The organism is Mycobacterium paraffinicum (assembly GCF_001907675.1).
In the GTDB taxonomy this organism is placed as follows: Bacteria; Actinomycetota; Actinomycetes; order Mycobacteriales; family Mycobacteriaceae; genus Mycobacterium; species Mycobacterium paraffinicum_A.
In genome coordinates this window covers 21,629-34,483 of sequence record NZ_MPNT01000003.1, presented here as the reverse complement: position 1 = coordinate 34,483, position 12,855 = coordinate 21,629, and the positions used below count along the sequence as shown (strand labels likewise).

Below are 12,855 nucleotides of genomic sequence, written 5' to 3'. Positions count from 1 at the left end.
GCGGCCCTCAACCCGGCCCCGGGGGCGCGACTAGGCTTTCCTGTCGTGTCTCAGATCTCCCGCGACGAGGTGGCGCACCTGGCCCGGCTGTCCCGGCTGGCGCTGACCGATAGCGAACTCGACAGCTTCGCCGGCCAGCTCGACGCCATCCTGACCCACGTCAGCCAGGTGCAGGCGGTCGACGTCACCGGCGTCGAAGCGACCGACAACCCGCTCAAGGACGTGAACGTCACCCGCCCGGACGAGCCGACCCCCTGCCTGACCCAGTCCGAGGCGCTGGCCCAGGCGCCCGAGGTCGCCGATGGCCGCTTCGCGGTGCCGCAGATCCTGGGGGACAGCGAGTGAACGAGATCATCCGGTCCGACGCCGCGACCCTGGCGGCCCGGATCGCCGCCAAAGAGCTGTCGTCGGTCGAGATCACCCGGGCTTGCCTGGACCAGATCGCGGCGACCGACGACCGTTATCACGCCTTCCTGCACGTGGCCGCCGACGAGGCGCTCGCCGCGGCGGCCGTCATCGACCAGGCGGTGGCCGCGGGGGAGCGGCTGCCCTCACCGCTGGCCGGGGTGCCGCTGGCGCTCAAGGATGTCTTCACCACCGTCGACATGCCCACCACCTGCGGCTCCAAGATCCTCGAGGGCTGGCGTTCCCCCTACGACGCCACGGTCACGACGCGACTGCGGGCCGCGGGCATTCCGATCCTGGGCAAGACCAACATGGACGAGTTCGCGATGGGCAGCTCGACGGAGAACTCCGCCTACGGCCCCACCCGTAACCCGTGGGACCTCGACCGGGTGCCCGGTGGCTCCGGGGGAGGCAGCGCGGCGGCGCTGGCCGCGTTCCAGGCGCCGCTGGCCATCGGGTCCGACACCGGCGGCTCGATCCGGCAGCCGGCGGCGCTGACCGCGACGGTCGGCGTCAAGCCCACCTACGGCACGGTGTCGCGCTACGGGCTGGTGGCGTGCGCGTCGTCGCTGGATCAGGGCGGCCCGTGCGCGCGCACGGTGCTGGACACCGCGCTGCTGCACCACGTGATCGCCGGGCACGACACCCGCGACTCCACGTCCGTCGATGCGGCGATACCCGACGTCGTCGGGGCCGCCAAAGCCGGTGCGGCCGGTGACCTCAAGGGCGTGCGCGTCGGCGTCGTGAAGCAGCTGCGCGGTGAGGGCTATCAGCCGGGGGTGCTGACCTCGTTCGAGGCCGCCGTCGCGCGGCTGACCGAGTTGGGCGCCGAGGTGACCGAAGTCGACTGCCCGCACTTCGAATACGCGCTGGCCGCCTACTACCTGATCTTGCCGTCGGAGGTGTCGAGCAACCTGGCCCGCTTCGACGCGATGCGCTACGGGCTGCGCGTCGGCGACGACGGGACCCACAGCGCCGAGGAGGTGATGGCACTGACCCGGGCCGCCGGATTCGGGCCGGAAGTCAAGCGGCGCATCATGATCGGCACCTACGCGCTCTCGGCAGGTTACTACGACGCCTATTACAACCAGGCGCAGAAGGTGCGCACGCTGATCGCTCGTGACCTGGACCGGGCGTACGAGTCGGTCGACGTGGTGGTGTCACCGGCGACCCCGACAACCGCCTTCCCGCTGGGGGAGAAGGTGGACGATCCCCTGGCGATGTACCTGTTCGACCTGTGCACGCTGCCGCTGAACCTGGCCGGCCACTGCGGCATGTCTGTGCCGGCGGGGTTGTCACCCGATGACGGCCTGCCGGTCGGGCTGCAGATCATGGCGCCGGCGCTGGCCGACGATCGCCTCTACCGGGTGGGCGCCGCCTACGAGGCCGCGCGCGGCCCGCTCCCGAGCGCGATCTAGCGCCGAGCAGACGCGAAATCGCATCATTTTCGGCACTTCGGTGCGATTCTGCGTCTGCTCGCGCCATCTAGCTGGGCCGCAGGGCAAGATGAAGGCATGCGGATCGGAGTTCTCACTGGAGGTGGTGACTGCCCGGGGCTGAACGCCGTCATCCGGGCGGTGGTGCGCACCTGCGACGCCCGGTACGGCTCGTCGGTGGTCGGTTTCCAGGACGGGTGGCGCGGGTTGCTGGAGAATCGGCGCATACAGCTGCAGAACGACGACCGCAATGACCGGCTGCTGGCCAAGGGCGGCACGATGCTGGGCACCGCCCGCGTGCATCCGGACAAACTGCGGGCCGGGCTGGACCAGATCAAGCAGACCCTGGACGACAACGGCATCGACGTGCTGATCCCGATCGGCGGGGAGGGCACCCTGACCGCCGCGCACTGGCTCTCGGATGAGAACGTCCCCGTCGTCGGCGTGCCCAAGACCATCGACAACGACATCGACTGCACCGACGTCACTTTCGGCCACGACACGGCGCTCACCGTCGCCACCGAGGCCATCGACCGGCTGCACAGCACCGCGGAATCCCATCAGCGGGTGATGCTGGTGGAGGTGATGGGCCGGCACGCCGGCTGGATCGCGCTGAACGCCGGCCTGGCCTCGGGCGCGCACATGACACTGATTCCCGAGCAACCCTTCGACGTCGAGGAGGTGTGCCGGCTGGTCAAACGCCGCTTCCAGCGCGGAGATTCGCACTTCATCTGCGTGGTCGCCGAGGGCGCCAAACCCATCCCGGGTTCAATCGCGTTGCGCGAGGGCGGGCTTGACGAGTTCGGCCACGAAAAGTTCACCGGCGTCGCGGCCCAGCTGGGCGCCGAGGTGGAGAAGCGGATCAACAAGGACGTCCGGGTGACCGTGCTCGGTCACGTCCAGCGCGGCGGTACCCCGACGGCCTACGACCGGGTGCTGGCGACGCGGTTCGGGGTCAACGCCGCCGACGCCGCCCACGCCGGTGAGTACGGCCAGATGGTGTCGCTGCGTGGGCAGGACATCGGCCGGGTCTCGCTGGCCGACGCCGTGCGTCAGCTCAAGCTGGTGCCCGAAAGTCGCTACGACGACGCCGCCGCATTCTTCGGCTGATCCGCGCGGGCTCGGCAAACGGCGAATGGCCGTGACGTGACTCCGACCTGACCAAGGCCCGAATTTGCTCGGCGGCTGACCGGCTCCGGGCGCGTCCGCGCAAAATTGGTGGTTTCCGGACCGGTTCCCAGCGGTTATACCCCGGGAGTGAGCAACCGCGGTTCGATTCGCGGAGTCGTTCAGCACCCCGCGGCGGCGGCGGGGCCTGTGGGCCCGCCGATCCCTCCGCCGCGTCCCTCCAGGCGGCCCGTCGCAGCCGACCCCGCGGCCGCCACGGTGCCCCAGCCCCAGCCTTCGGACCCGGCCATCCGGCGGCCGCCGCCCAGGCCGTCACCGCCCGCTCCCGGCCCGGCAGCACGGGTCCCCTCGGCGCGACGCCCGGCGCGACTGCCGGGCGGGACCGCGCTGGACGGGCTAGACCAGCAGGAGCGCGACGGCCCCTCCCCGTTTAGCTGGCGCGAAGTGATCCATCGCCTGACGGGCGTCGACCTGGGTCCCGGCAAAGACGCGCGGTACCAAGAGGACCTGCGCAACCGCATTCGCGCGGAGGTGGGCGCAGCGTTTCCCATCGCCGTTCTCAACCTCAAGGGCGGCGTCGGTAAGACCGCGGTCGTGGAGGCGCTGGGGTCGACGTTCGCCGACGTGCGCCACGACCGGATCGTCGCCGTCGACATGGACGCCGGCGACCTGGCCGAGCGTCACGGCAAGCCCAACGCACTGGGGATGGCCGAGCTGCTCGCCGACGACGCGATCACGAGTTACGCAGACGTCCGCGCGCACACCTACATGAACAACTTCGGCCTGGAAGTGCTCGGATTGCCCGATTATGCGCACACCGACTGGCGGCTCGAGCGCCACGACGCCGTCAAGGCGTTTTCGATCCTGCGCAACCACTATTCGGTGGTGCTGGTGGACTGTGCGAAGGCGCTCAATTCGGGTGTGATGGACGCCGTCCTGCGCGAGGCGCTGGCGCTGGTCGTGGTGACCAGCACGTCCATAGACGCGATCCGCAAGACCGCCACCACTCTGGATTGGTTGGCCAACAACGCATATCAATGGCTGGTGCAGTCGACGATATTGGCGATCAACCACGTCGAGCCGGCCAAGGTGGAACTGCTGGCCGCCAGGGAGCTCGAGCGATTGTCCGCGCGCGTCGGCGCGACGGTGGTGCTGCCGTTCGATCGGCACACACATCGCGGGAATCAGATCGAGCTGGATCGACTGAGCAAGGAAAGCCGGCGGAGTTACCTCGAGATGGCGGCCGTGCTGGCCGACATGTTCCCCGGAAGGGGCGGGGAGCCCAACCGTTCCCCGGTGCCGCGCTCGCCGCACTGGCCCTGATCGCCCGGCGCCGCCGCGCTCGCGGTCACCACGTGCCTGATGGTGGTGACCCGCTTCGCCCGGCGCCGCCGCGCTCGCGGTCACCACGTGCCTGATGGTGGTGACCCGCTTCGCCCGGCGCCGCCGCGCTCGCGGTCACCACTACGATCGACGGCATGAGTGTTGCTGCCAGCGCGGATCTCATGGACTACGACGAGGTCATCGCGCGCTTCGACCCGGTGCTCGGCCTCGAGGTGCACGTCGAGCTGTCGACGGTCACCAAGATGTTCTGCGGCTGCTCCACCGCGTTCGGCGCCGAACCCAACACCCAGGTGTGCCCCGTATGCCTCGGTCTGCCCGGCTCGCTGCCGGTGCTCAACCGCACGGCGGTGGAATCGGCCATCCGGATCGGGCTGGCGCTCAATTGCGAGATCGTGCCCTGGTGCCGCTTCGCGCGGAAGAACTACTTCTACCCGGACATGCCCAAGAACTACCAGATCTCCCAGTACGACGAGCCGATCGCCATCAACGGCTACCTGGAAGCGCCGCTTGACGACGGCACCACCTGGCGGGTCGAGATCGAGCGCGCGCACATGGAGGAGGACACCGGCAAACTGACCCACCTGGGCAGCGAGACGGGCCGCATCCACGGCGCGACGACCTCGCTGCTCGACTACAACCGGGCCGGTGTGCCGCTCATCGAGATCGTCACCAAGCCCATCGTGGGAGCCGGTGACCGGGCCCCCCAAATCGCCCGGGCCTACGTCACGGCGTTGCGAGACCTGTTGCGCGCCTTGGGCGTATCCGATGTCAGGATGGACCAGGGCTCGATGCGTTGCGATTCCAACGTCTCGCTGATGCCGAAGGGCGCCGCCGAGTTCGGCACCCGCACCGAGACCAAGAACGTCAACTCGCTGAAAAGCGTTGAGGTTGCGGTGCGCTACGAAATGCAGCGGCAGGCCGCCGTCCTCGCATCCGGTGGTCAGATCATCCAGGAAACCAGGCACTTTCACGAGGCCGGGTACACCAGCCCGGGCCGCGCCAAGGAGACGGCCCAGGACTACCGGTATTTTCCCGAGCCCGACCTGGAACCCGTCGCGCCCAGCCGCGAGTGGGTCGAGCAGTTGCGCGAAACGATCCCCGAACTACCGTGGTTGAGCCGCAAGAGGATTCAACAGGAATGGGGTGTTTCCGACGAGGTGATGCGCGACCTGGTCAACGCCGGCGCCGTCGACTTGGTCATCGAGACCGTCAAGCACGGCGCCACCAGCGAGCAGGCGCGCGCCTGGTGGGGCAACTTCCTGGTGCAGAAGGCCAACGAGGCGAACATCGGCCTGGACGAGCTGGCCATCACCCCGGCCCAGGTCGCCGCGGTGATCGCGCTCGTGGGCGAGGGCAAGCTGTCCAACAAGCTGGCCCGCCAGGTCGTCGAGGGTGTGCTGGCCGGCGAGGGCGACCCCGGGCAGGTGATGACGGCCCGCGGCCTCGAGCTGGTGCGGGACGACTCGGTGACCCAGGCCGCGGTCGACGAGGCGCTGGCCGCCAATCCCGATGTCGCGGAGAAGATCCGGGGTGGCAAGGTGGCCGCGGCGGGCGCGATCGTCGGCGCGGTGATGAAGGCCACCCGCGGGCAGGCCGATGCGGCTCGCGTTCGCGAACTGGTGCTGGCCGCCTGCGGACAGGGCTAGCGCCAACCGAATCGACCGTGAATTAGGCGACGCGACACGCCGATTCAGCGTCGCAGTATGCGCACTCGACGAGCGCGGTGAGACCCAGGTGAGACCTAGGTCTTGTCGTCGTTGTTGCGCGGGAACCCGCCGCCCTGCGGGAACAGCGGGAACACCACGTCGTCGAGCTTCTCGGCGTCCCCGGCGGTCTTGTTGACCGTTGCGCCCCAAACGTTTCCGTCCGGCGACATCCGCAACGCCCACGCGTGGGCATGGGTGTCCTTGCGGACCACGTCGGGTTCGCCGGTGACCGCGCCCGTCGCCGGGGCCAGCCGCACGGCGACCGTCAGTTTGGTGTTGATCAGGTTGACCAGCACGGTCCCGTCCATCGCCGCGCAGCCGGCCACGCCGGGCTTGTCCGGCCAGGTCCACACCGTGGAGACCTCGGAGGTCTTGGTGATGCGCTGCAACCGATCCGCCGTCGGCGTGCGGTCAGCGACGTAGAGCGAGCCGTCCACGGGGTCGATGCACAGGCCGCCGCCCGCGCCGACGCCCGACAGCGCCGTGGTCGGTGGGGCCTGCCCGATGGTGGTCGGCTGCTCGATGCGAAGCACCTTGCCGGCCAGCGATTTGGGATCCGCCGCCGCCGCGGGGTTACCCGCATCGCCGGTCATCACGACCAACGTGGTGGGGCTGGTGAAGATCAGTGCGCCGGTGTTCCCCGTGGTGCCCTTGGGGATCCCGGTCAGGATGTCCTTAGGGATGTCGCCGTCGGCCACCCGGATCACCCGATTGTCGGTCGGCGTGCTGATGTAGGCGTACATCAGCCGGTCTTGGGTGTAGGTCGGCGACAGCACGATGTCCATCAGCCCGCCATCCCCGGACGGGTCGACGGGGATGACCATCTTCACCTTCGGCTCGGCGCTCACCGAGATCTCCTTGACCGCGCCGGTGGTGCGCTCGGCGACCAGCGCGGTTTTGCTGTCGGGCCCCATGATCAGCCCGCTGGTGCTCTCCAGGCAGCCCTGCATCACGCCCGGAGCCGGGCACGCCTTGGGGAACGGCGTGGGCGGCAGCGGCGGCGGTGGGGGAGGCGTCGAACTGGGTTGGGGCTTGAGTTCGGGGTTGGTGGTGAACGGCTGCGACTGGGCGTCGTTGAACCGCGCGCACCCGCTCGCGACCAGCACCACCGCGCACAGCGCGGCGAACCCGCACCGAACCGAGCGCCCTAATCGCATGACCGACAGGCTACGGATAGTGCGGCCGCCGCCGCCACACGCATGCGCCTGCGCGCCCGGCGCGGCCCGATCCGACCGCTGCTAAGCGAACGCCGAACGGCCCGGGTCCCACCCCCGATTCGCGCCCGTATCAGACCCTCCGGCGGCCCCCGAAAGGCATTTTCGGGCCGATCTGGGCGTGTTCGGCGGGCAAACCGCCGATTGCCTGGCGAAAGCGCCGCTCAAATCCCCAATTCGGCGGCAAATGCCCTTACCCTGACACGCGTGACCAGTCAACCGAATGACGGACATTGGCAGCGGCCCGGCGAATCCCCGGAGCCAACTCCTGGTCGCCCCGCAACGGCGCGTGTGGTTGACCCCGAAGACGATCTGACGCCCGTCGGTTACCCCGGCGACTTCAACCCCTCCACGGGAACCACCACCGTCATCCCCTACATGGGCGACCACGCGGGCGCGGGCGGGTCGAGTGCGGCCGGTTACAACGTGCTCGACCAGCAGGAGCCGTTGCCCTACGTCCAGCCGCAGGCATCCCGGCACGCGGCGGCCGAGCCCGCCGAGATCGACGCGGACGAGCACCACGACCGGCTGCACGAGGTCGGCCGGCGCGGAACCCAGCACCTGGGTTTGCTGATCTTGCGGATCGGCCTCGGGGTGGTGCTGGCCGCCCACGGGATGCAGAAGCTCTTCGGTTGGTGGGGCGGCTCCGGCGTGGGCGGGTTCAAGAACTCACTGTCCGACGTCGGCTACCAGCACGCCGACATCCTCGCCTACGTCAGCGCCGGCGGCGAGCTCGTCGCGGGCATTCTGCTGGTGCTGGGGCTCTTCACCCCGGTGGCCGCGGCCGGCGCGTTGGCTTTCCTGATCAACGGCATGCTGGCCACCATCACCGCGCGGCCGCATCCGCACAGCTTCACGTACTTCCTGCCCGACGGGCACGAATACCAGATCTCCCTGATCGTGATGGCCGTCGCGGTGATCCTGTGCGGGCCGGGCCGCTACGGCCTCGACGCCCGGCGGGGCTGGGCGCATCGGCCCTTTATCGGGTCGTTCGTCGCGCTGCTGGTAGGCATCGCCGCCGGCATCGCGGTGTGGGTGCTGCTCAACGGGGTCAACCCGATCGCCTGACGCTCACTGATACGGGTTGGGCACCCGTCCCGAGCTGGCCTCGGTCAGCTGCGGCAGCGTCGCGAACGTGACGGCGGGAAGGCGCACCTCCGCGCCGCTCTTGAGACGCGCGCGTGCCCAAGATCCCCGGTGGAAGCGCAGCCCGTCGATCTCATCCCAGTTCACCGTCCGGCTGCCCAGCAGCGTTCGGACCGTTACGCCCCGATCGTCGGCGACGGTCCGCAACCGGACGATCAGCGCCGACAGCAGCACGGGGATCACCAGCAGCGGCGCCGAGGGCGGCCACAGCATCACCGGGATCAGCAGCCCCAGGGTGAAGAACCCGACGGCCAGGTGCGCGATCGGGGACACCTTGATCACGACGGGCGTGTGGGAAGACGAACCGGTAGCCACCCGACCATCATTTCACCCGCCGCGGGGCCGGATCCGCGCGCGGGTCAAGGGGAGTGGATTTGACTGCTGAGCTGTGCGAAGGCTACCGTCGGACGTTATGGATACCGCCGGACAGCCCGGGATGCTCGTAGTAATTAGTCGGCGCGTTGGTGCCTGACTAGCCTCTTCGGCATTTGAAGCTATCCAGACCAACGCGCAACCCTCGTGCAGCAGAAGAGCTGTCGGGGGTTTTTTGTTGCCCCATCGAGACTCCCAGAGTGAATAAGGACGAAAGACAGTGAGCGCACCCACCAGGCAGCACGCCACCCAGCCGGAGCGGGCCGCCGACATCGCCACGGACGCGGCGGAAACGCCTGCCGCCGCCCCCGCACGAAAGCCGAAACGTGTTGCGCCCGAGAAACTCACCGGCGCGCAATCGGTGATCCGGTCGCTGGAGGAGCTCGACGTCGAGGTCATCTTCGGGATTCCCGGCGGCGCCGTGCTGCCGGTTTACGACCCGCTGTTCGACTCGAAAAAGCTTCGCCACGTGTTGGTTCGGCACGAGCAGGGCGCCGGTCACGCCGCGAGCGGCTACGCCCACGCCACCGGCAAGGTCGGGGTGTGCATGGCGACGTCGGGCCCCGGCGCCACCAACCTGGTCACGCCGCTGGCCGACGCCCAGATGGACTCGGTGCCCGTCGTCGCGATCACCGGCCAGGTCGGTCGCACGCTGATCGGCACCGACGCCTTTCAGGAAGCCGACATCTCGGGCATCACGATGCCGATCACCAAGCACAACTTCCTGGTCCGCTCGGGCGACGAGATCCCGCAGGTGATCGCCGAGGCCTTCCACATCGCGTCCTCGGGCCGCCCCGGCGCGGTGCTGGTCGACATCCCCAAGGACGTGCTGCAGGGCCAGTGCACGTTCAGCTGGCCGCCGCGCATGGACCTGCCCGGCTACAAGCCCAACACCAAGCCGCACAACCGGCAGATCCGCGAGGCCGCCAAGCTGATCGCCGACGCCCGCAAACCGGTGCTCTACGTCGGGGGTGGCGTCATCCGCGGGGAGGCGAGCGAGCAGCTGCGCGAGCTGGCCGAGCTGACCGGCATCCCGGTGGTCACCACCCTGATGGCGCGCGGGGCGTTCCCCGACAGCCATCGACAGCACATGGGCATGCCCGGCATGCACGGCTCGGTCGCCGCGGTGGCGGCGCTGCAGCGCAGCGACCTGCTGATCGCCCTGGGCACCCGCTTCGACGACCGGGTGACCGGGAAACTCGACACCTTCGCGCCCGAGGCGAAAGTCATTCACGCCGACATCGACCCGGCCGAGATCGGCAAGAACCGCCATGCCGACGTGCCGATCGTCGGCGACGTCAAGGCGGTCATCGCCGACCTGATCGCGATGCTGCGGCACTACGACATCCCCGGCAACATCGACATGACGGACTGGTGGGCCTATCTGGACAGCGTTCAGTCCACCTACCCGCTGAGCTACGACCCGCAGAGCGACGGCAGCCTCGGCCCGGAATACGTCATCGAGAAGCTCGGCCAGATCGCTGGCCCCGACGCGGTGTACGTCGCCGGGGTTGGCCAGCACCAGATGTGGGCGGCGCAGTTCATCTCATACGAGAACCCGCGCACCTGGATCAACTCCGGCGGGCTGGGCACCATGGGGTTCGCCATACCGGCGGCCATGGGGGCCAAGATGGCTCGACCGGACGCGGAGGTGTGGGCCATCGACGGCGACGGCTGCTTCCAGATGACCAACCAGGAGCTGGCCACCTGCGCAATCGAGGGCGTGCCGATCAAGGTGGCCCTGATCAACAACGGCAACCTGGGCATGGTGCGTCAGTGGCAGACGCTGTTCTACGAGGAGCGGTATTCGCAGACGGATCTGGCCACGCACTCGCATCGGATCCCCGACTTCGTGAAGCTGGCGGAGGCGCTGGGTTGTGTCGGAATGCGTTGCGAGCGTGAGGAAGACGTCGAGGACGTGATCAAGGCGGCGCGGGCGATCAACGACCGCCCCGTAGTGATCGACTTCATCGTCGGCGCGGACGCTCAGGTGTGGCCGATGGTCGCCGCGGGCACCAGCAACGACGAGATCCAGGCCGCCCGCGGCATTCGCCCGCTCTTCGACGACGAGAGCGAAGGGCACGCCTGATGCACACGCACACGCTGTCGGTGTTGGTGGAGGACAAACCCGGTGTGCTCGCCCGCGTGGCGGCGCTGTTCTCCCGGCGCGGTTTCAACATCGAGTCGCTGGCCGTCGGCGCCACCGAGCAAAAGGACATGTCCCGCATGACCATTGTGGTCAGCGCGGAGGAGACCCCGCTCGAGCAGATCACCAAGCAGCTCAACAAGCTGATCAACGTCATCAAGATCGTCGAGCTCGACGACGGGGCCGCGGTGTCCCGGGAGCTGGCGCTGATCAAGGTGCGCGCCGACGCGGGCAGCCGCAGTCAGGTGATCGAGGCGGTGAACCTGTTCCGCGCCAAGGTGATCGACGTTTCGCCGGAGGCGCTGACGATCGAAGCGACCGGTGACCGCGGCAAGATCGAGGCGCTGCTGCGGGTGCTGGAACCGTTCGGCATCCGCGAGATAGTCCAATCGGGAGTGGTGTCGTTGTCCCGCGGTCCGCGCGGCATCGCCACGGCCAAGTAACACACAAGGAGATATTCAACAGTGGCACTAGAAATGTTCTACGACGACGACGCAGACCTGACGATCATCCAGGGCCGCAAGGTCGGCGTCATCGGGTACGGCAGCCAGGGGCACGCGCACTCGTTGAGCCTGCGCGATTCCGGTGTGCAGGTGCGTGTCGGGCTCAAGGAGGGTTCGAAGTCGCGGCCGAAGGTCTCCGAGCAGGGCCTGGAGGTCGACACCCCCGCCGAGGTGGCCAAGTGGGCCGACGTCATCATGCTGTTGGCGCCCGACACCGCGCAGGCAGACATCTTCAAAAACGACATCGAGCCCAACCTCAAGCCCGGAGACGCCCTGTTCTTCGGGCACGGCCTCAACATCCACTTCGGCCTGATCAAGCCGCCCGCCGACGTCACCATCGCGATGGTCGCCCCGAAGGGCCCCGGCCACCTGGTGCGCCGCCAGTTCGTCGACGGCAAGGGCGTGCCCTGCCTGATCGCGGTCGACCAGGACCCGACCGGCAACGGCGAGGCGCTGGCGCTGTCCTACGCCAAGGCCATCGGGGGCACCCGCGCCGGCGTAATCAAGACCACGTTCAAGGACGAGACCGAGACCGACCTGTTCGGCGAGCAGGCCGTGTTGTGCGGCGGCACAGAGGAATTGGTGAAGACCGGTTTCGACGTCATGGTGGAGGCGGGCTACCCGCCGGAGATGGCCTACTTCGAGGTGCTGCACGAGCTCAAGCTGATCGTCGACCTGATGTATGAGGGCGGCATCGCCCGGATGAACTACTCGGTGTCCGACACCGCGGAGTTCGGTGGCTACCTGTCGGGCCCGCGGGTCATCGACGCCGGCACCAAGGAGCGGATGCGCGAGATACTGCGCGACATCCAGAACGGCGACTTCGTCAAGAAGCTGGTCGCCAACGTCGAGGGCGGCAATAAGGAACTCGAGCGGCTGCGCAAGGAGAACGCCGAGCACCCCATCGAGGTCACCGGTAAGAAGCTGCGTGACCTGATGAGCTGGGTCGACCGGCCGATCACCGAGACGGCGTAACCTTCCGCGGGCGGTGGCTGTCGGCACTGACGCCGTTAGGGCGCCTCGGTGAACGTTGATGCGGTCGCCTTCACTAAGCAGTGGGTCGAAGCGTGGAACGCTCACGATATAGAGGCACTCCTTGGGCACTTTCACGACGATGTGGTGTTTACGTCGCCGGTAGCCGTCGAGGTTGTACCTGAAACCGACGGTGTGGTGCGCGGGAAGTCCGCACTGCGGCACTACTGGGCGCGCGCGTTGCAGCGCATTCCGCACCTGCGTTTCGTTGTGACGCAGGTGTACCAGGGGATCGACACCATCGTCATTGCCTACCGCAACCAAGACGGGGGCCTCGTGAGTGAAGTCCTCCGGTTCCGGGGAGACCTGGTCGTCGAAGGGCACGGGACCTATCTATGTGACGGGTTGGCGCTCGGCGGGACGCTGCGGGCCGATTGAGCACAGCGAAACTTAAACCACGGCGGCCGTTTACGGCGTGTCGTG

12 protein-coding genes are annotated in these 12,855 nt (G+C 68.4%); 10 read left to right on the top strand and 2 right to left on the bottom strand.

From position 1 onward, the window contains the following. The first annotated feature begins 45 nt into the window (after positions 1-45). From gatC to gatB, 5 genes are all read left to right on the top strand, one after another. Entirely contained in the window at positions 46-345 is a 300-nt protein-coding gene (gene gatC / locus BRW65_RS04700) for an Asp-tRNA(Asn)/Glu-tRNA(Gln) amidotransferase subunit GatC (protein WP_073871854.1), read from the top strand. After that, complete coding sequence (gene gatA / locus BRW65_RS04695; protein WP_073871852.1) at positions 342-1,823, top strand: Asp-tRNA(Asn)/Glu-tRNA(Gln) amidotransferase subunit GatA; 1,482 nt, start codon at positions 342-344, stop codon at positions 1,821-1,823. The genes gatC and gatA overlap by 4 nt, the downstream gene beginning before the upstream one ends. Positions 1,824-1,919: 96 nt before the next feature. Further along, on the top strand, positions 1,920-2,951 hold the full coding sequence (locus BRW65_RS04690; RefSeq protein WP_073871850.1) for an ATP-dependent 6-phosphofructokinase: 1,032 nt from the start codon (positions 1,920-1,922) through the stop codon (positions 2,949-2,951). 462 nt (positions 2,952-3,413) lie between these two features. Beyond that, a complete protein-coding gene (locus BRW65_RS04685) occupies positions 3,414-4,292 on the top strand; it encodes a MinD/ParA family ATP-binding protein (RefSeq protein WP_244167984.1) in 879 nt (292 codons plus the stop codon). Positions 4,293-4,447: 155 nt separating this feature from the next. Beyond that, entirely contained in the window at positions 4,448-5,959 is a 1,512-nt protein-coding gene (gatB, locus tag BRW65_RS04680) for an Asp-tRNA(Asn)/Glu-tRNA(Gln) amidotransferase subunit GatB (RefSeq protein ID WP_073871843.1), read from the top strand. Between the two features lie 95 nt (positions 5,960-6,054). Here the strand turns inward: gatB and BRW65_RS04675 are convergent, their stop codons facing one another. After that, a complete protein-coding gene (locus tag BRW65_RS04675; protein WP_073871841.1) occupies positions 6,055-7,176 on the bottom strand; it encodes a PQQ-dependent sugar dehydrogenase in 1,122 nt (373 codons plus the stop codon). 264 nt (positions 7,177-7,440) lie between these two features. Here BRW65_RS04675 and BRW65_RS04670 point away from each other — a divergent pair, with 264 nt between their 5' ends. Beyond that, complete coding sequence (locus BRW65_RS04670; protein WP_073871839.1) at positions 7,441-8,301, top strand: DoxX family protein; 861 nt, start codon at positions 7,441-7,443, stop codon at positions 8,299-8,301. A 3-nt stretch (positions 8,302-8,304) separates the two neighbouring features. Here the strand turns inward: BRW65_RS04670 and BRW65_RS04665 are convergent, their stop codons facing one another. Continuing rightward, entirely contained in the window at positions 8,305-8,661 is a 357-nt protein-coding gene (locus BRW65_RS04665; RefSeq protein ID WP_073871837.1) for a PH domain-containing protein, read from the bottom strand. A 361-nt stretch (positions 8,662-9,022) separates the two neighbouring features. Here BRW65_RS04665 and BRW65_RS04660 point away from each other — a divergent pair, with 361 nt between their 5' ends. From BRW65_RS04660 to BRW65_RS04645, 4 genes are read left to right on the top strand one after another with little or no spacing between them, the layout of a single operon-like run. After that, positions 9,023-10,840: an acetolactate synthase large subunit gene (locus BRW65_RS04660; protein WP_432206399.1), complete on the top strand. Its 1,818-nt coding sequence runs from the start codon at positions 9,023-9,025 to the stop codon at positions 10,838-10,840. After that, on the top strand, positions 10,840-11,340 hold the full coding sequence (gene ilvN, locus BRW65_RS04655; protein WP_066952481.1) for an acetolactate synthase small subunit: 501 nt from the start codon (positions 10,840-10,842) through the stop codon (positions 11,338-11,340). Before BRW65_RS04660 ends, ilvN begins: the two co-directional genes overlap by 1 nt. Before the next feature lie 33 nt (positions 11,341-11,373). After that, the gene (gene ilvC, locus BRW65_RS04650) at positions 11,374-12,375 is read left to right on the top strand and encodes a ketol-acid reductoisomerase (protein WP_073871833.1); all 1,002 of its coding nucleotides are present in this window, start codon (positions 11,374-11,376) and stop codon (positions 12,373-12,375) included. 48 nt (positions 12,376-12,423) lie between these two features. Next, a complete protein-coding gene (locus tag BRW65_RS04645; RefSeq protein ID WP_073871831.1) occupies positions 12,424-12,810 on the top strand; it encodes a nuclear transport factor 2 family protein in 387 nt (128 codons plus the stop codon). Positions 12,811-12,855: the final 45 nt, after the last annotated feature.

Coding starts and splice junctions, on each gene's coding strand:
- BRW65_RS04690 (WP_073871850.1), top strand. CDS start 1,920: ATGCGGATCGGAGTTCTCACTGGAGGTGGTGACTGCCCGGGGCTGAAC.
- gatB (WP_073871843.1), top strand. CDS start 4,448: ATGAGTGTTGCTGCCAGCGCGGATCTCATGGACTACGACGAGGTCATC.
- BRW65_RS04675 (WP_073871841.1), bottom strand. CDS start 7,176: ATGCGATTAGGGCGCTCGGTTCGGTGCGGGTTCGCCGCGCTGTGCGCG.
- ilvN (WP_066952481.1), top strand. CDS start 10,840: ATGCACACGCACACGCTGTCGGTGTTGGTGGAGGACAAACCCGGTGTG.
- ilvC (WP_073871833.1), top strand. CDS start 11,374: ATGTTCTACGACGACGACGCAGACCTGACGATCATCCAGGGCCGCAAG.